Genomic DNA, 21,629 nt, shown 5'->3' with positions numbered 1-21,629 from the left:
TATTAGAAAATGTATTGCCGAAAAATTTAAACCATGATACAATAAATACAATCACTGCTGAACAAGAAGCTTGAAAAGCCTGAGGAAACAAGGAAACTCGGCATACGAGCGGACATAGACGGCAGTGAGAAGGATTACATCTTTACTCGTATTTGAAAAGGAGTTGTCCTCATGAAAAAGACACTGGCAACCACACTGACGACAGCGCTGGTCATTGGCGCAGCCTCTACGACGTTTGCAGCAGCAAACCCCTTTTCCGATGTACCTGCCGACCACTGGGCGTATGATGCGGTGACGCAGCTTGCACAGGACGGCGTCATCGAAGGCTATGGCGATACGACCTTCCGCGGCAATCAGAGCATCACGCGCTACGAGATGGCACAGATGGTCGCAAAGGCCATGGCACGCACGGATGTATCGGCCAGCGACAAAGCCCTGATTGACAAGCTCGCAGCTGAGTTCTCCGATGAGCTCAGCAATCTCGGCGTGCGCGTCGCGAACCTCGAGCGCAATGCCGACAAGGTCAAGTGGACCGGCGAGGCCCGTTACCGTTACTGGAGCCGCCGCGTAGAAGATCGCGAGGCTTCGGGCCATAATGGTGATGGTAAGGATAAGCAGAACAAAGACACCCTGCTCTTCCGTCTGTATGCCACGGGTGAGATCAATGACAACTGGCGTGTTGTCGGACGTCTCGATGCCACGACGAATATGACCACCGACAACGGCGGCTCGGGTAAGACTGATAATGTTAAGCTCACGCGTATCTTTGCACAGGGTGACTACACGAACTTCCAGGTCCGCCTCGGCAAGCAGCCGTTCTTCTCGACCGAGACAAACGGTCTGCTCTTCGATGGCAACTTCAGCGGTGCCGGCGTCACGTTCGGCAAACAGCTCAAAACGACGCTCGAAGCTGGTCGCTGGACCCTTGATAATGCCGGCGATGTTATGGCTGCAGTTTCTGCGAAAAATGACCAGGCAGCCAATTACCAGGGCATCATGCTCAACTATGCACCGTATAAGCTCACGCTCGGCGCAGGCTACCGTCACCTCAGCAGTGATGCGTTCAAATCGGTTCCTTCCTACAGCAACAGCAAGGATGTCGCCGATCGTGAGGATTCGGCACAGATCTGGTCGTTCGGCGCTGCATATCGTTTCGACCGCAACTGGAACCTCGAAGGCGCATATGCCGAGAACACGAAGGCCGACAACTTCAAGACGGCTCATAATATCCAGCTTTCCTACAAGGGCGCAAACCGGGCCAATGCCGGCAGCTGGGGTATGTACGCCGCTTATCGTTACCTCGGTGAGAACGTCGCGGTGAACTCCACGTACGACACGTTCCTCAACAATACGAAGGGTTGGGACTTCGGTGTAGATTACACGCCGCTCAAGAACACGTACGCCGCCGTCTGGTACTTCGACGGCAAGCAGCTCGCAAATGACAAGAGCGCCAAAGTCCTCTACGGCCGTCTGAGCTACTACTTCTGATTTTTGGGTATCCCTCCATTTCCAATATAGCAACAAACAGGAAAAGCGCAGCCATTCGCCATGTGGCTGTGCTTTTTCTGTGCACGTTTGGCAGGAAACGAGTATAATGGAGGCAGTATACGATATCAGGAGGGATAATCATGAAGAATAAGAAGATGTGCCTGGCCCTGGGGCTGGCAATTTATTTGGGCAGTGCGCAGCTGCCGGGGGTATCGCTGGCCGCGGCTCAGCCGGATGTGGCCGTAGCAGCTCAGATGACGGCCGCAGCCGTGACGGCAGGCGAGCCGGGCGCGATTGACGCAGCGAAGTATGCGGGCTATATTTGGCGGCTCGATGCGAAGAACCGCGAGCAGCTGCCGCGCAACTTCCGCACGGTGAATTCTGCGTATCGCATGGATGTCGATCTCAAGAAAACAGGGAAGGATTTCGTGGCAAAGCCGACGCGTGAAGGGCTGTCGAAGCTCAATATGTCGGGCAGTGCGCAGTTCTCGGCGGGGGAGCTGGCCGTCATGGTGCCCGTGCTCAAGGCGCAGGCCAAAGGCCCCATCTACATCGTGGATCTGCGTCAGGAAGCACATGGCTTCGTCAATGGAGATGCCGTCAGCTGGTACGGGGCGCACGACTGGGGCAATATCGGCAAGACGCATGCCGAGGCCCTGAAGGATGAACATGCGCGCCTGCGCCGCATCCGCGGCAAGGTCGTGACGGTCGCGAAGCTCAATGGCGACAAGAAGCCCATCCTGCCGCGCCACGTCAAGGCGGAGCAGGTCATGGACGAGCAGCAGCTGGTCAGGAAGAACGGCCTGCGTTACTATCGCATCACGGCGACGGATCATATCTGGCCATCACCGGAACATATCGATGCCTTCATCGCTTTTTCGCGCAAGCTGCCCAAGGACGCTTGGCTCCATTTTCATTGTCAGGCCGGGCAGGGCCGTACGACGACTTACATGGCCCTTTATGACATGATGAAGAATCCGCAGCTGCCGCTCGCGGACATTGTCTCGCGCCAATACCTGCTGGGCGGTGCGGACATCTCGTACACCATTGCGCAGCCGAAGCCGGGCCAGTGGAAAGCGCCGTATTACGAAGAAAAGGCCAGGATGCTGCCGAAGTTCTACGCCTACGTGCAGGCGAACTATGCTGACGGGTTCCGGACGACCTGGAGCCAGTGGCTCAGGGAACATCCGGAGACATAAGAGACTGGCGAAGATTCGTTCTTATCGTGATTTAAGCGATATTTTACTCACCCTTAATGGTAATTGACTCAGTCAAGTATTATAATGAAGTTGTTCCAAGGGAAGGAAGCAAGGAAGAGCCGAGGAAACATGGCCACTCTGATTTCTCCTGCCTCCAGCCTGCGGAACAGCCGGCTTTCCAATAGGGGAAAGCGCTCCGCTAGGGCATAGACCCTGCATAAAAGGAGGAATTCATTATGAAAAAGACTCTTGTATCTGCATTGACGACGGCTCTTGTTGTCGGTGCTGCCAGCACGACGTTTGCCGCTACGAACCCGTTCTCTGATGTCCCGTCTGACCACTGGGCATACGATGCCGTAACCCAGCTTGCCGCTGATGGCGTCATCGAAGGCTATGGCGACACGACGTTCCGTGGCAACCAGAACATCACGCGTTATGAGATGGCTCAGATGATTGCGAAGGCCATGGCCAAGAGCGATGTCTCCGCTGCCGACAAGGCGCTCATCGACAAACTCGCTGCTGAGTTCGCCGATGAACTCAACAACCTCGGCGTTCGCGTCAGCAACCTCGAGCGCAATGCCGACAAGGTGAAATGGAACGGCGAAGCCCGCTACACCTACACGAGCACGCGCGACAAATCCAAGACGGACAGCAAGAGCAACGATGACGAGCTGCTGCTGCGTCTCGAGCCGTCGGCTGAGGTCAACGATCACTGGCACGTCAACGCCCGTCTCGATGCTTCGACGGACCTCGCCGAGGATAAAGGCGACGACAACCATGGCGGTTCCCAGGATACGAATGTGAAGTTGCAGCGCATCTGGGCAGAAGGCCAGTACGGCACGACGAACATCAAGCTCGGCAAGCTGCCAATGCAGATCGATGACAACCTGCTCTTCGATGATGAGATTTCCGGCGCCACCATCACGACGGGCAAGGATCTCAAAGTCACGCTGCAGGCCGGCCGTTTCGATCTCAATGGCGATACGAACAACGAAGCCGTCCAGAAAGCCGATGATGAAGCTGACGATGCTGCCAACATGCAGAGCATCGGCCTGCAGTACGGCAAGGATAAGTTCAGCATCGGCGCTGCTTACCATCATCTGAACAGCGATGCCTTCACGAAGATGGGCCCGTCCTACAAAGCCAGCGGCGATGAGGACAATGCCGATATCTGGAGCGCCAACCTCCACTATGCCTTCGACAAGAACGTCGCTCTCGGCGGCGTGTATGCCGAGAACACGAAGGCCGACGATTACAAGAAAGCCGGCACGGTCGAGCTCGACTACAAGGGCGCACAGCAGGAAAACAAGGGTACGTGGGGCGCTTATGCCGCTTACCGTTACCTCGGCCAGAACGTAGCCTTTGACCCGTCCTATGATGGCGCCTGGGCCGGCACGAAGGGCTGGGAAGTTGGTACGAACTACACGCTCTTCAAGAACACGGTCGCCAGCCTCAAGTACTTCAACGGCGAAAAGCTGGACAGCGGCAAGGATGCCGAGAAACTCTTCGGCCGCGTCGAGTTCTTCTTCTGATTCGACCATCCGTCTCCCCAATATTCCCCAATTCTCAATATGCAAAAGCCTTCCTGTTCATTCGGGAAGGCTTTTTTCTTCCGTAAGAAAAATTTGTGTCTGCTTCATAAAATCTTATCTTAAGATTGTAATATGTTTAACAATGTGTTAAAATAAAGCCTGAACGATAGAGAATCGGAAGATATGGAATTTGAGGAAACATGGATACTCATAAGGAACACATCTTCTGATGGCCTGTCGGGGCGTATTTTTATCTGTTTCAGAAGGAGGAGTTTCTTATGAAGAAGACTCTCGTATCCGCACTGACGACGGCTCTCGTTGTCGGCGCTGCCAGCACGACGTTTGCTGCTGCTAACCCGTTCTCCGATGTACCGGCTGATCATTGGGCTTACGACGCTGTATCCCAGCTCGCAGCTGACGGCGTCATCGAAGGCTATGGTGACACGACGTTCCGTGGCAACCAGAACATCACGCGTTATGAGATGGCTCAGATGATCGCCAAGGCTATGGCCAAGAGTGATGTCTCCGCTGCTGATAAGGCCCTGATCGACAAACTCGCTGCTGAGTTCTCCGATGAGCTCAACAACCTCGGCGTCCGCGTCAGCAACCTTGAGCGCAATGCTGATATGGTTAAGTGGAACGGCAAGGCTGAGTATACGTACAAGAGCATCCGCACGGAGCATGCCAAGGACAATGGCAAGGATCGTAGCAACTCCGACAAGCTCAAGTTCCGTCTTGAGCCGACGGCTGAAGTCAACAGCAACTGGCATGTAAAGGCTCGTCTCGATGCTACGACGCATATGAACAAAGATGCTGGCGTTGACGACAGCGATCAGGTCAAACTGCAGCGTGTCTATGCGCAGGGCGATTACGGCAACTTCCAGACGCAGCTCGGTAAGTTCGGCCTCTACACGCCGGAGCAGGGCCTCGTATTCGATGATGAGCTCTCCGGTGCCAATGTAACGTTCGGTAAAGACCTCAAGGCTACGCTTTATGCCGGCCGTCTCAATGTCAGTGATGACAAAGGCCTTTACAACAAAATCAAGAATGCTGATGATAAAGTAATCTTCAATGATGATGCTGCTAACTTCCAGGGCATCACGCTCCAGTATGCATCTCCGGCCAGCAAGTGGACGGGCGGCGCTGCTTACTATCATCTGAACAGCGACGGTTTCAAAGGTGTAACGGATTCCTTCAACAAGGGTGAAGCTTATACGAATGGCAAGAACGACGAGGATAACGCCAACATCTGGTCGGCAAACCTCGGCTACAACTTCGACAACACGAGCCGCCTGTTCGCTGCTTATGCCAACAACACCACGGCTGACAACCTCGACAAGTCTTGGCAGGTCATCTACAACTACAAGGGCGCTCAGGCTGCCAACAAGGGTTCTTGGGGCGCTTACGCGGCTTATCGTTACCTCGGCACCTACACGTCCGTCTTCGGCACGGAAGATGCTCAGAAGGTCGGCGCTAAGGGCTGGGAAGTCGGCATGAACTACACGCCGTTCAAGAACGTAGTTGCTCTGGCTAAGTACTTCAACGGCAAGAGCATTGACTCCGACCGCGATGTTGATACGCTCTGGGGTCGTGTCCAGTTCCTCTTCTAATTTCAGAGGCTGTACTGTGAATGACTGATAAGCAGGCATCTCATTCCGTCAGGAATGGGATGCCTGCTTTTTATCTTGTCAAAAATAAAAATAACGAACGTATTGTCCTGCTTTTCGCTGTTTTAACTTTTTGGAGTGGATGATTATCCAACTGTTTTATCTTTGTTTTTGCTTGATTGTGTAGGATTTTGATGCGAAGATGATAAAAAATCTTTGCCTGGATTAAGAAAAATTTGCCTTTGGATTGCAAAAAACTGAAAGTCATGCTACAATGTTAACTGACCGATAGGGAATCGGAGGAGTGTGTAGTCTGAGGAAACATGGACACTCATGAGGAACACACCTTCGGATAGCCTGTCGGGGCGTAAATTCATCTATTTTCAGAAGGAGGAGTTTCTCATGAAGAAGACTCTCGTATCCGCACTGACGACGGCTCTCGTTGTCGGCGCTGCCAGCACGACGTTTGCTGCTGCTAATCCGTTCTCCGATGTACCGGCTGACCATTGGGCTTACGACGCTGTATCCCAGCTCGCAGCTGACGGTGTCATCGAAGGTTATGGCGACACGACGTTCCGTGGCAACCAGAACATCACGCGTTATGAGATGGCTCAGATGATCGCCAAGGCTATGGCCAAGAGCGATGTCTCCGCTGCTGATAAGGCCCTCATCGACAAGCTCGCTGCTGAGTTCTCCGATGAGCTCAACAACCTCGGCGTCCGCGTCAGCAACCTCGAGCGCAACGCTGATATGGTTAAGTGGAACGGCAAGGTTGAGTACACGTACAAGAGCAATCGTAACACGGACGAAAGCTTGAAGAATAACAGCGACCACCTGCTGTTCCGTCTCGAGCCGACGGCTGAAGTCAACCAGAACTGGCATGTACATGCCCGTCTCGATGCTTCCACGGAAATGGACAGCGATTCCCCGGCTAAAGACACGGATGAGGACAAGGTTGATCTCAAGCGTGTATGGGCTCAGGGCAACTACAACAACTTCCAGGTCAAACTCGGTAAGTTCGCACAGATCGATGATGACAGCATCTTCGATACGACGTTCTCCGGTGCTGAAGTTTCGTTCGGCAACAAGGTAACGTTCACGGCTGGTGCTGGTCGTCTGAACTTTAGTGATTATTATGGTTCCGGCGAAGATAAGTATGCTCCGCATAAAATCGTTGATGATAATGCTGCTAACTATCAGTATGCTGGCCTTGGCTATGCTGACGGTAAGTTCGTCGGCGGTGTTGATTACCATCATCTCAACGCTGACAACTTCTACTATCTCAAAGATGGCCTGAAGAAGACTAGCGATAAGGATCTGAAGACTAACCGTACTAATAATGAGGATACGGCTAATATCTGGCTCGTCAAGGCTGCTTATCAGTTCGACAAGACAAACGGCCTGAACGGCTTCTATGCCAACAACACGTCGGCTGACGATCTTGACAAGGCTTGGAGCGCTCAGTACACGTACAAAGGAGCACAGGCTGAGAACAAGGGTACCTGGGGTGCTTGGGCAGCTTACCGCTACCTCGGTGACAACACGGCTCTGTTCTCCACGTTCGATGCACTTCTCCAGGGCCAGAAGGGCTGGGAGATTGGTGCGAACTACACGCCGTTCAAGAACGTCGTTGGTACGCTGCGTTATGGCAACGGCAAGGATATCTCCACGGATACGAAGGTTGAGAACCTCTTCGGCCGCATCGAGGTATTCTTCTAATCCCGCGATTAGCAGAATTCCCTTGCATATGAAAGACCTCCGCTTCGGCGGAGGTCTTTTTGCGTGCTCTTTCAGCAGAGGACAGTTTTTGCTTTGTGCGAATAGCCTTCTCCGCGCACGGAGAAGGTGGCCCGCAGGGCCGGAAGAGGTCCATGGGCATCTATGGTGGGAATGAGCGTGGAAAAAATCGTCTGTGCTTGACTTTTCAAGGGCGTGTAGTAAACTGATTAAGGAATGTAACGTTAGAGAAAAGGGGAGTTTTTCATGCCGAATCGTGCGGCTTGGGCGGAAATCGATCTGGGCGCTTTGAGACATAATTATGAGGAAATCAAGAAGAATATTCGCGGCGGCGCGAAGCTCTGTGCGGTCGTCAAGGCCGATGCCTACGGGCATGGTGCCGTGGCGGTCGCGCGTGTAGCCGTGGAAGCCGGGGCCGCGTATCTGGCGGTCGCGACGCTTGGCGAGGCCATTGAGCTGCGTGAGGCAGGCTTCACGACACCAATCCTTCTCCTGGGCCTCGTGCTGCCCGACGAGGCGCGCGATATTGTCGATTACGATGTGACGCAGGTCGTCTGCGAGCTGCCGCTCGCCGAGGCGATTTCCCGCGAGGCCGTGCGCCAGCACAAGGTGGCTAAGGTACACCTCAAGGTCGAGACGGGCATGGGCCGCATCGGCATCCGTCCGGAAGAAATCGGTGCTTTGGCCGCCGAGGTCAAGGCCCTGCCGAATATTGAAATCGAAGGCATGTTCTCTCATTTCGCCATGGCGGACAGCAGGGACAAGACGTACACGAAGGGCCAGCTCGTGAAGTTCGAGCAGGCGCTCAAGGCCGTCAAGGACGCCGGCGTTGACCTCAAGCTCCGCCATATCGCGGAGTCGGCCGCTATCCTCGAGATTCCCGAGGCACATTACGATATGGTGCGAGCCGGCGTCATCCAGTACGGGATGTGGCCGTCCGATGAAGTCACGCATCCGATTGATCTCAAACCGGTCATGAAGCTCTGCGCCAAGGTCGTCTTCATGAAGACTCTGCACAAGGGCGAGAGCATCGGCTACGGCCGTCAGTTCATCGCAGCGCGCGAGAGCCGCATTGCGACACTGCCAATCGGCTATGCGGACGGCTATATCCGCGCGTACGGCAATGGCGGCAGCGTTTCGTTCGGCGGCCGCCGCGCACCGATTGCGGGCCGCGTCTGCATGGATCAGGTCATGGTCGATGTGACGGATTTGCCGGATGTCAAGGAAGGCGATACAGCTGTACTGTTCGGCGATGACGATATCACGGCCGATGAAGCAGCCGGCTGGCTCAATACTATCAATTACGAGGTGACCTGCCTCGTTTCGCCGCGCGTGCCGCGCGTCTATAAGGGTTAAAAAATGCCATCTGCAGGAACTGGCTGAACCAGGCTGCAGATGGCATTTTTCTATGCAGGGATTTATCGGCAATCGTCAGGCCGTGCGGCGCTGATAGAGCGCGACGATGCCCTTGGCGATGTAGGGGAAGATGAGCATGATGAAGAGCAGGCGCGTGAGCTGGTAGGCGGTCATCGTGCTCGTGTCGGCACCGACGACGAGGGCCGTGATGCCCATCTCGGCGAGGCCGCCCGGCGCCGTGGCGAGGAAGGTCGTGGCAAGACTGGCGCCCGTCAGCTGGCTGATGAGGAGCCCCATGCACATGCTGACGACGAGCACGAGCAGCACGCCGCCGACGAGCACGGGCCCCATGCCGCGGTAGTCCTTGAGCTGCCGCAGGTTGATGCTGCAGCCGATATAGGAACCAACGCAGATCTGGGCGACATTGATGGCGTGGACGGGGACGAGCGGTGCGCTTTCTCCTGAGAGCAGGATGAAGACGATGGTCGCGAGCAGCGGTCCGAGCATTGTGGCGGTGGGCAGGTGGATGGCCCGGCCGATGATGGCGCCGACGATGGCGACGGTGGCAAAGAGCAGGGCCGTTTCATATGAGGCCGTGACGGGCACGGCGCTGCCTGAGGCGGCACCGCCTGCCGGCAGGACATGGGTGGCCAGGAACGGGATGGTGAAGACGACGGAGAGCATGCGCAGCGTCTGCATGATGGTGACGGCCGTGAGATCGGCGTCGGGAATCTCGTCAGCGAGGATGACCATCTGCGAGAGTCCGCCGGGGACGCAGCCTAAAAGGCAGCTCGTGAAGTTGATTGCCGTGTGGCGGAACATCAGCCAGGCCGTGAAGATGCCGGCGAGAACCGTGATCATGGTGGCCATCAGCATCAGGGGCAGCTGCGAGAGGATGGCCTGTCCCGTCTCAATCGTGAACGAGCGGCCCATCGCGTAGCCGAGCAGGATCAGCGCCGTGTTGCGGATGCCGAGCGGCCAGTGGAACGTGCGGCCGAGTACGAGGGAAGCGAGTGAGACGGCCGTGATCGGGCCGAGTGTCCATGGCAGCGGCGCGTTGATGGCGTTCATGAGGAAGCCGCCGACGATGGCAAGGCTGAGCGTCAGCAGGCAGTCCTGCCAGACTGCTGCCCGTGGGCGGCTGGCCGCAGCTTCTGTCTGCGAAAGAGTCGTTTCCCTGGCCGTATGTTCTGGTTCTGGGGTTGAAGCGTGCATGATGGTTGTCCTTACTTTACCTGATCCTGCCAGTAGGCGAGATCAGCAGCGTTCAGCGGCAGGTCGACGGTCTTGCCGTTTGGATAGGAAAATTCGCAGCGTACGGTTTTGGCATCGGCGATGGCCGACAGTGCGGCAGAGGGCAGGAAGACCGAGAGCTCATTCGTTTTCTGCCAGAGGCCGGACTTTTCCTGCTTGACGGCGGCCGTGAGCTCCCAGACCTTGTCGTCCGTGTAGAGCTTCAGGTGCGTGGACGGTTTCTCGCCGTCGTAGCGCGTATCCCAGATGGTGAATTTCGCGCTCGTGGCCGTGCCGTCTGAGCCGCGCAGACCCTGGAAATCGATGCGGCAGTAAGCTGAGAGGCTGTCTGCCGTGCGGTTGTCGTGACTCTCGCAGAAGGCCAGAAGACCGCCGAACGCCGCGACGATGACGAGCAGGATGATGATGGCATAACGTTTCATGAGAAAAACTCCTTTTCATTTTTTAATGATACTGCCCGTCTAGTATATCATGCCGGAGGAGCGATGCCAACAGCAGACGGGCATAAGAAAAGCGATGGCTGAAGCCATCGCTTTTGTGTTCTGTGCCGAACAATCTTATTTGATGCCAGCGCCATCGAGAGCACTGCGAACGCTCTTGGCAGCGTCGTACATCTTCTGGAGCTCGTCGTCCGTGAGATGTACTTCGAAGGAGCGAACGATACCATCTGCGCAGATCATGCGCGGGATGGAGAGAGCGACGTCGTTAATGCCATACTCGCCGTCGAGGACAGCGGAGCACGGCAGGATCGTGTGCTCATCATAGAGAACGGACTTGATGAAGCGGCAGGCAGCCATAGCGATACCTGTGTTCGTGAAGCCCTTGCGGTTGATGACGTCGTAAGCGACCTGTACGAGTTCCTGCTCAACAGCCTTCTTGTCGAGCTTCTCCGTCTTATGGAAGTACTCATCCATGTGCTCGAGGGAGAAACCAGCGCAGCCCGTAGTGGACCAGGCAACGAATGCGGCGTTGCCGTGCTCACCGAGAACATAACCGTTGATGTTCTTCGGGTCCACCTGGTACTTGTCGGCCAGGATGCGGCGGAAACGATACGTCTCGAGCATCGTGCCCGTGCCGAGGATGAGGTTGCGCGGATAATCGAACTGCGTGGAAACAACGTACGTAGCGACATCGAGCGGGTTCGTGATCATGATGATCATAGCCTCTTTCGTGCGCTTTACGATCTCGCCGAAGACGGACTGCATGATCTTAGCGTTCGTACCAGCGAGCTTCAGGCGGTCCGGCGTCTCACCCGGGCGGATGGACGGGCCTGCCGTGATGACGATGATGTTCGCATCTTTGCAGTCATCGTAGTCACCGAGGTGGAACTTGATGTTCGTGCTGTAAACGCAGCTCGTTGCATGGCTGGAGTCAACAGCTTCGCCCCAAGCTTTGTCCTGGTTGAGGTCGATGAGAGCGACTTCCGTTGCGAGCTGGAAGTCAGCAATCTTGTTCGCTACTGCAGAACCAACGTTGCTGGCGCCGATGACGACGATTTTTCTTCTGTTGTTCATTGTTTCGAAAACCCCCTGTAAATCGTAGCAAGAATATGTTCTAAGATATCCTTAAGTCAAGCTAATCGTATCATTCCCACAAGGCATTGTCAATGCGTATTTTAAAGAAACAAAAGCGGAAGTTTTCATAAAATTATCGTAAATTATCAAAAATAACATGAAACTTTGTCAATAGTTGGCGCACAAGCGAAAAACGGCCAGATTTCTGATTTTTTAAGGGGATTTCCCCATTGTAAAAGGCAGAATTTTATTATATAGTATACTTTTAGAAAAAGAAGATGCAGGAGGCTTTCCCGTTGGTTTTCAGCTGCTCATGCTACAATCTTTTTCGGACGATAATAACGATAATAAAGTTTATTCTGGAAGGGGATTACAATAAATGTTTGGTATGTCAATGGATATCGGTATTGACCTTGGCACGGCAAACGTGCTGGTTTATGTGAAGGGCAAGGGTATCGTGCTGCGCGAGCCGTCTGTCGTTGCCGTCGATAAGGATACGAACCGCGTGCTCGCCATCGGCGAGGAGGCGCGCCGCATGATCGGCCGCACGCCGGGCAACATCGTGGCCATCCGTCCGCTGCGTGAGGGCGTCATCGCCGATTACGACATCACGGAGAGCATGCTGCGCCATTTCATTGAAAAGGTGGTCGGCCGCAGCTTCGTCTTCCGTCCGCGCATCATGATCTGCATCCCGTCGGGCTGCACGATGGTTGAGCAGCGCGCCGTGCAGGAAGCTGCCGAGCAGGCCGGTGCCCGCCATACGCAGCTCATCGAGGAGCCGCTCGCAGCCGCTCTCGGTGCCGGCCTCGACATCGTGGAGCCGTGCGGCTCGATGATTGTCGATATCGGCGGCGGCACGACGGATATCGCCGTCATCAGCCTCGGCGGCATCGTCAACAGCGAATCGCTGCGCATTGCCGGCGATAAGTTCGATTCGGACATCATCGCCTACGTCAAGCGCGCGTTCAACCTCATGATCGGCGAGCGCACGGCGGAGGACATTAAGTTCAAGGTCGGCGCAGCCTTCCCGGAAGCCCGCAATGAGACGCTCGATATCCGCGGCCGCGACCTCCTGACGGGCCTGCCGAAGACCGTGCAGATCACGACGCCGCAGGTGGCTGAGGCTATCGGCGCTTCCGTCTCGCGCATCGTCGAATGTGTCAAGAAGGTCCTCGAGGAGACGCCGCCGGAGCTTTCCGCAGACATCATGGACCGCGGCATCATCCTGACGGGCGGCGGCGCGCTGCTCTTCGGCCTCGATGAGCTCATCCGCCGCGAGACGGATATCCCGACGGCTCTCGCCGACGACCCGCTTTCCTGCGTGGCTCTGGGCTGCGGCAAGGCACTCGACACGTTCTCCAAGTTCGACGGACGTGCCATGAACCTCAAAATCGGTAAATAAGGTTTCGCGGCCTTTCGGGGCGGGAGCTTGCTTCCGCCGCCGGAGGGCCGTTTGATGGTTTTGGGGCAGATGGACGGTATGTCCTGGTAAGGGGGAACTTATTCCATGAACCGTTTCTTGAAACGCGCCGCCGTGCTGGCAGCAGCGGCTGTTTTTTCGTGGCAGAGCCTGGCGTTTGCTGCGGATTTGACGACGGTGCGCTTTCATAGTGGCAGCGAGCATGATCGCGTGGTCTTTGATCTGTCGGAGCTGCCAAGTTACAAGGAGTCTTTGTCGGATGACCGGCGCACGCTGACGCTTGATTTTGCCGGCACGAAGGACAAGCGGCTGCAGAAGCTGCCGGTCAAGAGCAGCCGCATCGAGTCGATTTCGTATGCGTCCAAGGGCGGCCACCTGATCGTGACGATGCGCCTCAAGGCTGGCCTTGCGTATGACCTCCATACGCTCAAGAATCCGGTGCGCCTCTTCGTCGATGTCATGCCGTCGGGTGCGGCGGAATTCCAAACGAAGACGCCGACTGGCAGCGACCGCAAGGGACAGACGACGAAGCTTGCGGCTGGCACAGGCACGGCTGGCGCGAGTACGTCCGGCCAGGCCGGCACGATCGATGGCGATTACATCGAGGATGTGGCTCCGGGACTCACGAAGCATACGTACGTCTACTGGGATGATTACGGCAAAGTCTCGGCCTGGCTCATCGAAGCGGATCCCAGCAAATACGATTTGCGCCTGGTGCTTGCGAAAGGGAAGGTGCCCGGCCGTGAGACGGTCAGCGGCATCGCGGCGCGCGCGGGCGGCACAGCTGCCGTCAATGCCTCGTATTTTGCATCTTCCGGGGATATCCTCGGCGTGACCCGCATCAATGGGCAGACGGTCGGCACAACGTATTACACGCGCTCGGCTTTTGGCCTGCGCGCGGACGGCACGCCTCTTTTCGGCACGGTTTCCTACGATGGCAGCGTCACGATGGGCGGGGTCACGCAGCCTGTCGGCGGCGTGGACTGCGAGCGCGGCGCGGACAGCCTCATCATCTACAACCGTGCGTACGGCACGCATACGGATACGAATGAATACGGCCGCGATTACGTCGTGCGCGGCGGCCGCGTGACGGATATCCGCCAGAATGATGCGCCCATCCCGCAGGACGGCGTGGTCGTTTCCGTGCATGGCACCGTGGCCGATGCCTTTGCCGGTGTCCAGGTCGGCGATCCCGTGACGATCAGCGAAGATTTTGGCTCGTATTGGCAGGACGCTGTGACCATCGTGGGCTGCGGTCCGCGCCTCGTGGAGAATGGCCGCATACACGTGACGGCGAGCGAGGAGGAGTTCCCTTCGGATATCCGCGTCGGGCGCGCGCCGCGCACGGCCGTCGGTGTCACGAAGGATGGCCGCTACCTGCTGGCTGTCGTCGATGGCCGCCAGTCGCACAGCGTTGGCTTGACGCTCACGGATTGGGCAAAGCTGCTCGTGAAGTTCGGCGCACGGGATGCCATCAATCTCGATGGCGGCGGCTCGACGGATCTCGTCGTGAACGGCGAGGTGCAGAATTCGCCGTCTGATGGCCAGGAGCGCGCCGTCGGCGACGCTCTCGTGCTCGTGCCGAAGCGCTGATGTCTGAGAGGCGGATGAGAAACGCGGGAAAATCGGTGCAAAAACGTGCAAGGCTGGACGAGTGTGTTATAATGGAAAGGAATCATGTTTATCTTTCTGATTACGAGGTGAATACTTTTGCATAAATTCATGAAGCGATTCGTTGTGGCTGGTGCCATGACGCTCCTTTTCGCGTCGGCGGCTGCGCCGGCACGGGCCATGGACCCCATCCTGCCGTTCCAGGATGTGCAGCAGGGCATGAGCGGCACGGCCTATACGGTAGTAGACAGTTCCGGCATCATCCGCAGCTTTGACGTGGATATCGTCGGCAATATGGATAATGGCAAGGGCTCTTCACGCATGATCATGGCCCGGGCACGCGGCCCGGTCATCGAGCAGGCCGGCGGCATCCTGCAGGGCATGAGCGGCAGCCCTGTCTATATCGATGGCCGTCTGGTCGGCGCCGTGGCAGCCGGCATCAAGGACATGACGCCGTATACGTTCTTCATCACGCCGATTGAGGATATGACGCCGCTCTGGAGCATGCCGGATACGAAGAACAAGACGCATCTCCATACCATCAACCTCAAGAAAGTCGCGGCCGACAAGGCCCGCGAGGAGGCGCTGGCGCAGGAAGAGGCGCGCAAGAAGGAAACGAAGGGCGATAATGTCATCCTGAATCGCCTGATGGATGTCATCAAGGAAGCCCGTGAAGATATCAAGGCCCGCACGGCGGAGGAAAAGGCGTCGGGCGAGCAGGAAAGCTCAGCGGAGACGTCAGATGCAACGGCAGCAGAAGATACGGCTGCTGAGAAGGATAAGGCGAAGGAAACGGCGACAGATCCGGCTGAAACGGCTGCGGACGCCGCAGTTTCGGAGCCCGCTGCAGGCAGCAATGGGACGCAGGCTGAGGAAAGTTCCACGCCGGCAGCGGATACTGCTTCGTCCAGCCAGCCGGCTGTCGGTGAGAAGAAGGATGTACTGTTCCTCTCGGGCTTCAACCAGGCAAGCATGGACTTCTTGCAGAAGAACGTATCGCTCGGCCAGAAGTTCTCGCTGATGCCGATGGGGGCTCCGGGCTCGGGCGACACGCCGACGACCCGCTACAATGCGACGCTGGAGCCGGGCAGTGCCGTCGGCGTGGCCATCGTCTACGGTGATTTCGCCGTTGGCGCGACGGGCACGGTAACGGCTGTCGATGGCAAGAACATCCTGGCTTTCGGCCATCCGTTCCTGCATCGCGGCAATGTCAACTATTTCATGACGGATGCCAAGGTTGTCGGTACGATCAGTGGCCAGAGCAACGGCATGAAGATTGCCAATATCGGCAATATCATCGGCCGCATCAACCAGGACCGTGAAACGGGCATTGCCGGCCGTCTCGGGGACTTCCCGTCGGTCGTGCCCGTCAAGGTACATGTCAAGGATACGGGGCTCAACCGGGATGTTGAGTACGGTGCGCGTATTGCCTATGATGAGGATTTCCTGCCGGAGTTATCGGGCGGCATCGCTTATGCAGCGATGAGCAAGACGTCGGACACGCTCGGCGGCAGCACGGCCAATGTTCATTTCACGATCCGCACGAATGCGACGAGCAGCGGCCGTTTTGAGCGCAGCAACATGTTCTACAATGTCGCCGATGTCGGCCAGATTGCCGTGGGCGAGCTCATGCAGGCCATGAACATCATCTGCTCGAATCCGGAACAGGAGTCGGATATCGTTGATGTCCAGGTGGATATCTCGATGGAGAGCGGCCGCAAGACGGCGACACTGCTCTCGGCTGTGCCGGATAAGACGGTGGTCCACCCCGGTGAGACCGTCCGCTTCACGACGACGATCAAGCCGTACCGCCGTGACAAGGAGACGCTGCTCATCCCGTACCGCGTGCCGGATACGGCTCCTGAGGGCCTGCTCTCGCTCGAGGTGCGCGGTGGCGGCGTGATGCCGGTTACCCAGCTCAAGCTCCTGCAGCAGACGGGGCTTGACCTGCTCGTGCAGGAAGACAAGACGCAGACGACTAAGGACAAGCTGCAGAGCCTCAAGCAGGCTGGCCGCAACAATGATATCGTCATCGCGCCGGGTGCTTCGCCCGTCATCCTGTCGGAAAAAGACCAGCGCAAGGCCGTGAAAGAGGCGACGGCTGCGGCCAAACGCGCAGCAGAAGAGGCGAAGAACAAGCCCAAGAAGTTCTCCTTCTCCGTGCAGAAGAAGGCGGAACAGACAGGTGAGACGAAGTTTTCGACGAATTATATCATCGACAATGTCATCCATACATCCCTGCAGGTCGAGAGAAAGTGACCGCCCCCTATTGTCAGCAGGCGAATATGATGATACACTGAAAAATGATGCTTTGACGCACAGCGGGCGTACAGGCTGTGCTGCTATAGGAGGAAAAGGGACTTAAATGGAAAAGTTGGTTATACATGGCGGACGCCGGCTGGAAGGCCGGGTCAAGATCAGCGGGGCGAAGAATGCGGTGCTGCCGATTATCGCGGCGACGCTTCTGGGACAGGATACGCCAAGCCTGCTCGATGAAGTGCCGGCACTTGAAGATGTGCATACGATTACGGAAGTGCTGCGGAAGCTCGGTGTCAGGGCGGACTTCAACGAAGAGAAACATCAGCTCTTCGTGGACAGCACGGTCATCGGCAGCTGCGAAGCCCCGTATGACCTCGTGCGCAAGATGCGCGCATCGTTCCTGATCATGGGACCGCTGCTGGCTCGCTGCGGGCAGGCCAAGATTTCCCTGCCGGGCGGCTGCGCCATCGGCACGCGTCCCATCGACCTTCATCTCAAGGGCTTTGAAGCGCTCGGCGCCAAAATCAAGATCGGCCACGGCTTCATCGAAGCGGCTGCACCGGAGGGCCTCAAGGGAGCCAAGATCTATCTCGATTTCCCGAGTGTCGGGGCGACTGAGAATATCATCATGGCGGCTTCAATGGCAGAAGGCCAGACGGTGCTCGAGAACCCGGCGCAGGAGCCGGAGATTGTCGATCTCGCGAATTATCTCAATGTCATGGGGGCGAGGATCCGGGGAGCCGGCACGAATGTCATCAAGATTGAAGGTGTGCCGAAGCTGACAGGCCGTGATTACACGATTATCCCCGACCGCATTGAGGCCGGCACCTATATGGTGGCTGCGGCCATGACGCGCGGTGATGTCTACATCGAGAATGCCATCAGCGAGCATCTGAAGCCGGTCATTGCGAAGCTCAAGGAAGCCGGCGTGACGATTGAGGAGCATGTGGACGGGATCCGCGTGACCTGTGACCATCGCACGAAGTCAGTCGATATCAAGACGATGCCATATCCGGGCTTCCCGACGGACATGCAGGCGCAGTTCATGGCGATGATGGCCATTTCTGAAGGGACGGGCGTCGTCACGGAGACGGTGTTCGAGAACCGCTTCATGCATGTCGATGAACTCAAGCGCATGGGTGCGAATATCAAGATTGATGGCCGCACGTCCATCGTGGAAGGTGTGGAGAAGCTTTATGGCTGCCAGGTCAAGGCAACGGATTTGCGCGCCGGTGCGGCGATGGTCCTCGCGGGCCTCGTGGCAGAGGGGGAGACGCAGGTCGGCTACATCCACCATATTGACCGCGGTTACGACAATCTGGTCGCGAAGCTCGTTGGCCTCGGCGCCGATATCTGCCGCGTTGATAAATAACAGACAAGATTGAAGACAGGATAAGTGTTGGGACATGTACCCGGCACTTATTTTTGTTCTAAGGCATGTGTTCTTTTTGTAACATAGCGTTTCGCTTTTATGCATACATATGTGAATTCATTTTATTTATATATACTTAGGAGAGAGATTGATGAGCAATATGATTGAAAGACCACTCGAGCTGCCGCATCTTGCGCTCAAGAACCGCATCATCCGTTCCGCTGTCCACAGTTTCCTCGCTGACGAGGATGGCTATATGACCAAAGCGGAATACGAGATGTATGAAACGCTGGAAGACAATCACATCGGAACCATCATTACGGGGCATTGCTGTGTCGATCCGCGCGGCCGTGCCAACAGCACTCAGCTCAATATCTACGATGACTGCTTCATCCCGCGGTTTCGCCGTGCCGCAGAAGAAGCGCATGCACGCGATGTGCGCTTTATCCTGCAGCTCAATCATGCCGGCCCGCGCGCCATCGACAACGACGACCTGGCCGATGTTGTCGCACGCCCGCTCAAGAAAGAGCGCACGGCCAGAGCTCTGACGATAGAGGAAATCCATGACATCGAGGCGCACTTCATCGCCGCTGCCCGCCGCGCACAGCAGGCCGGTGCCGATGGTGTGCAGCTGCATGCTGCGCATTCTTATCTCTTGTCGCGTTTCATCGACCCGACGTTCAATCAGCGCACGGATGAATATGGCGGCGATATAGAAGGCCGCTTCCGCATGACGGAAGAGATCATTCGTGGCATCCATGAGGCATGCGGCCCGGATTTCCCCGTACTCATCAAAGTCAATATCGACACGAAGCACGAGGATGCCAGGGGGTATCATGCGGATATGGTCTGGCTGCTGCACCGCGCGCAGGAACTCGGTGTCACGCTCGTGGAGTTCTCGGGCGTCGATTTCATCAACCTGCCGCATGATGCGACGCTCTATTATCTCGAGGAAGCGGCGCGCCTCAAGCAGGAGGTGCCGGAGGTCCCGCTCTCGCTCGTGGGTGGTGTGCGCTCTTTGGCCGATATGGAGAAGGTTATGGCCGCAGGTATCGAATGCGTGTCGCTTGGACGCGCTTTGATTGCCGAGCCGGATTTTGTCACGAAAGAACTGTCCGGCGGCGAGAAATCCATCTGTCTTTCGTGCAGCCGCTGCTTTGTCCTGCCGAATATGCATCCGGGCGTGCGCTGTGTTTGGGCCTGGAAAAAGATTCGTGCCGCTCAGAAGGCAGCAAAAGCTGGGAAATGAAAATCATCTGAAAATTACTTCTTTGGTTTACAAGTTGACATATATTTAATCGAGTGCTAAGATACATTCAATCGATAAGATGTCCGTCGCAAAGGAGCGAAAGGGATAATCGGCTGAAATGTTTCTGCTGATAATACGAATGAATCCTGTTCGCGCATACGACGTGACAGGATTCATTTTTTATATTCCTATCTGTAACGGTCTTTAGTAGGAAGAAAGAAGGATTCATATGACAGGATTAATGCTTGTCGGTATCGCACTCGTCTGGTTTGCCGGTGCCTATCTCTTTTATGGGCGCTGGCTCGCGAAGACCTGGGGCGTGGACCCCAAGGCTCCGACGCCGGCTGTGCGCAAGAATGATGGTCAGGATTATTCCCCGGCCTCGCGTTTCACGGTATTTGCTCATCAGTTCTCATCCATCACGGGCGCAGGCCCTGTGACGGGCCCAATCATTGCGGCGATGTTCGGCTGGCTGCCGGCATTCCTCTGGATCTTGATTGGTGGTGCGTTCTTTGGCGCCGTACAGGATTTCACGGCACTTTATGCATCGGTCAAGAATGAAGGCAAGTCGATGGGCCTCCTGATTGAACAGTATGTCGGCCGCACGGGCCGCCGCCTGTTCCTGCTGTTCAGCTGGCTCTTCACGCTGCTCGTCATTGCAGCCTTTGCCGACATCATTGCCAAGACGTTCAACGGCTTCGGTGCCAACGGTACGCTGAACACGCCGGGTGCACAGGCCGCCACGATCTCCATGCTCTATATTGTCGTCGCCATGGGCTTCGGCATCTTCATCAGCAAGGTCAAGCCGTCCGGCGTTTTGAAATTCCTTGTAGCCGTCGTGCTCGTCGTCGCGATGTTCGCCGTCGGCATGCAGTTCCCGCTTTACTTCGATGTGCCGACTTGGCGCTACATTGTCTTTGGCTATTGCTTCATCGCGGCCGTCCTGCCGATGTGGCTGCTCATGGAACCGCGTGATTATCTGAGCTCGTTCCTGCTGCTCGGCATGGTGGCCGGCGGCGTCATCGGCGTCATCGCCGCGAACCCATCCGTCAATATGCCGGCCTTCGTTGGCTTCGAAGTCAACGGCAAGCCGCTGTTCCCGATTCTTTTCATCACGATTGCCTGCGGTGCTGTCTCCGGTTTCCACAGCCTTGTCTCGTCGGGGACGTCCTCGAAGGCTGTTGCCAATGAGACGGATATGCTGCCGGTAGGCTATGGAGCGATGCTCTGCGAGTGCATGCTCGGCGTCGTTGCCCTTGCCATTGCCTGCGCTGCCGCTTCGAACGGCGTCATGGCACAGGGTACTCCGTTCCAGATTTTCGCCGGCGGCATCAGCACGTTCTTCACGAATATCTTCGGTCTGCCAGCAGGCTTCTCTGCTTGCTTCATCACGATGTGCGTCTCGGCCCTCGGCATGACGACCATTGATTCCGTGGCCCGCATCGGCCGCATGTCCTTCCAGGAAATGATCAAGCCGAGCGATGGCGTTGAGGCCAGTAGCACGCAGAATGTCCTCATGAACAAGTATTTCTCGACAATCATCACGCTTGTCTTCGCGTATGGCCTCTGCCTGGCCGGTTACATGAACATCTGGCCGCTGTTTGGCGCTGCCAACCAGCTGCTGTCGGCTCTCGTGCTCATAGCCCTGGCTGTCTTCCTCAAGATGACGGACCGCAAAGGCTGGATGCTCTACGTGCCGATGACCTTCATGTTCATCGTCACGATGACGGCGCTCGTCATGAGCGTCTATGGCGGCATCACGAAGCTCATGGCCGGCAAATTCCTCATCGGTGTTGACGGCCTGCAACTCGTGCTCGCCATCGCCCTCATGACGCTGGCTGTCCTCGTCGTCAAGCATTGTGGCAAGGAACTCTTCGGCAAAGCGAGCGAAGAGCTTGAGGCCTGATGCAAATCTGATTCTTCTATTGTTTTGAAAATCCCTTAAGTCATAGAAAGCGGCCGTATGGAATGATCCATGCGGCCGCTTTTGTTGTGCGCCGATTAGGCATGACAAAACCCCCAGTTCAACTG

Annotated in this window: 15 protein-coding genes; 12 read left to right on the top strand and 3 right to left on the bottom strand. The window is 56.5% G+C overall.

The features are described from left to right. Nucleotides 1-171: 171 nt before the first annotated feature. From DWX75_RS09420 to alr, 6 genes are all read left to right on the top strand, one after another. The gene (locus DWX75_RS09420; RefSeq protein WP_118016074.1) at nt 172-1,488 is read left to right on the top strand and encodes an S-layer homology domain-containing protein; all 1,317 of its coding nucleotides are present in this window, start codon (nt 172-174) and stop codon (nt 1,486-1,488) included. A 140-nt stretch (nt 1,489-1,628) separates the two neighbouring features. Continuing rightward, nucleotides 1,629-2,687, top strand: a complete 1,059-nt coding sequence (locus tag DWX75_RS09415) for a protein tyrosine phosphatase (protein WP_118016073.1) — start codon at nt 1,629-1,631, stop codon at nt 2,685-2,687. A 236-nt stretch (nt 2,688-2,923) separates the two neighbouring features. After that, complete coding sequence (locus DWX75_RS09410; protein ID WP_118016072.1) at nt 2,924-4,219, top strand: putative porin; 1,296 nt, start codon at nt 2,924-2,926, stop codon at nt 4,217-4,219. Nucleotides 4,220-4,497: 278 nt separating this feature from the next. Next, the gene (locus DWX75_RS09405) at nt 4,498-5,829 is read left to right on the top strand and encodes an S-layer homology domain-containing protein (protein WP_118016071.1); all 1,332 of its coding nucleotides are present in this window, start codon (nt 4,498-4,500) and stop codon (nt 5,827-5,829) included. A 399-nt stretch (nt 5,830-6,228) separates the two neighbouring features. Beyond that, on the top strand, nt 6,229-7,545 hold the full coding sequence (locus tag DWX75_RS09400) for a putative porin (RefSeq protein WP_118016070.1): 1,317 nt from the start codon (nt 6,229-6,231) through the stop codon (nt 7,543-7,545). A 264-nt stretch (nt 7,546-7,809) separates the two neighbouring features. Then, on the top strand, nt 7,810-8,919 hold the full coding sequence (gene alr, locus DWX75_RS09395) for an alanine racemase (RefSeq protein ID WP_118016069.1): 1,110 nt from the start codon (nt 7,810-7,812) through the stop codon (nt 8,917-8,919). A gap of 75 nt (nt 8,920-8,994) precedes the next feature. Here alr and DWX75_RS09390 read toward each other — a convergent pair whose 3' ends face one another. From DWX75_RS09390 to DWX75_RS09380, 3 genes are all read right to left on the bottom strand, one after another. Then, on the bottom strand, nt 8,995-10,134 hold the full coding sequence (locus tag DWX75_RS09390; protein WP_118016068.1) for an AbrB family transcriptional regulator: 1,140 nt from the start codon (nt 10,132-10,134) through the stop codon (nt 8,995-8,997). An 11-nt stretch (nt 10,135-10,145) separates the two neighbouring features. Then, on the bottom strand, nt 10,146-10,595 hold the full coding sequence (locus DWX75_RS09385; RefSeq protein WP_118016067.1) for a hypothetical protein: 450 nt from the start codon (nt 10,593-10,595) through the stop codon (nt 10,146-10,148). A 135-nt stretch (nt 10,596-10,730) separates the two neighbouring features. After that, entirely contained in the window at nt 10,731-11,687 is a 957-nt protein-coding gene (locus DWX75_RS09380; protein ID WP_118016066.1) for an L-lactate dehydrogenase, read from the bottom strand. 379 nt (nt 11,688-12,066) lie between these two features. Between DWX75_RS09380 and DWX75_RS09375 the strand changes: the two genes are divergently transcribed. The 6 genes from DWX75_RS09375 (at nt 12,067) to DWX75_RS09350 (ending at nt 21,504) form a co-directional block, all read left to right on the top strand. Then, nucleotides 12,067-13,089 (top strand): rod shape-determining protein, encoded by a 1,023-nt coding sequence (locus tag DWX75_RS09375; protein WP_118016065.1) that lies wholly within the window; start codon nt 12,067-12,069, stop codon nt 13,087-13,089. Between the two features lie 105 nt (nt 13,090-13,194). Beyond that, nucleotides 13,195-14,700 (top strand): phosphodiester glycosidase family protein, encoded by a 1,506-nt coding sequence (locus DWX75_RS09370; protein WP_118016064.1) that lies wholly within the window; start codon nt 13,195-13,197, stop codon nt 14,698-14,700. A 117-nt stretch (nt 14,701-14,817) separates the two neighbouring features. Continuing rightward, on the top strand, nt 14,818-16,977 hold the full coding sequence (locus tag DWX75_RS09365; RefSeq protein WP_369974346.1) for a SpoIVB peptidase S55 domain-containing protein: 2,160 nt from the start codon (nt 14,818-14,820) through the stop codon (nt 16,975-16,977). A 106-nt stretch (nt 16,978-17,083) separates the two neighbouring features. After that, entirely contained in the window at nt 17,084-18,349 is a 1,266-nt protein-coding gene (gene murA / locus DWX75_RS09360; protein WP_118016063.1) for a UDP-N-acetylglucosamine 1-carboxyvinyltransferase, read from the top strand. Between the two features lie 151 nt (nt 18,350-18,500). Then, on the top strand, nt 18,501-19,598 hold the full coding sequence (locus tag DWX75_RS09355) for an NADH:flavin oxidoreductase (RefSeq protein WP_118016062.1): 1,098 nt from the start codon (nt 18,501-18,503) through the stop codon (nt 19,596-19,598). A gap of 229 nt (nt 19,599-19,827) precedes the next feature. Next, a complete protein-coding gene (locus DWX75_RS09350; protein WP_118016061.1) occupies nt 19,828-21,504 on the top strand; it encodes a carbon starvation protein A in 1,677 nt (558 codons plus the stop codon). The last annotated feature ends 125 nt before the right edge of the window (nt 21,505-21,629 follow it).

Origin of the sequence: Mitsuokella sp. AF21-1AC (assembly GCF_003458855.1) — a bacterium.
In the GTDB taxonomy this organism is placed as follows: Bacteria; Bacillota; Negativicutes; order Selenomonadales; family Selenomonadaceae; genus Mitsuokella.
This window is presented reverse-complemented; position numbering and strand designations above follow the sequence as displayed.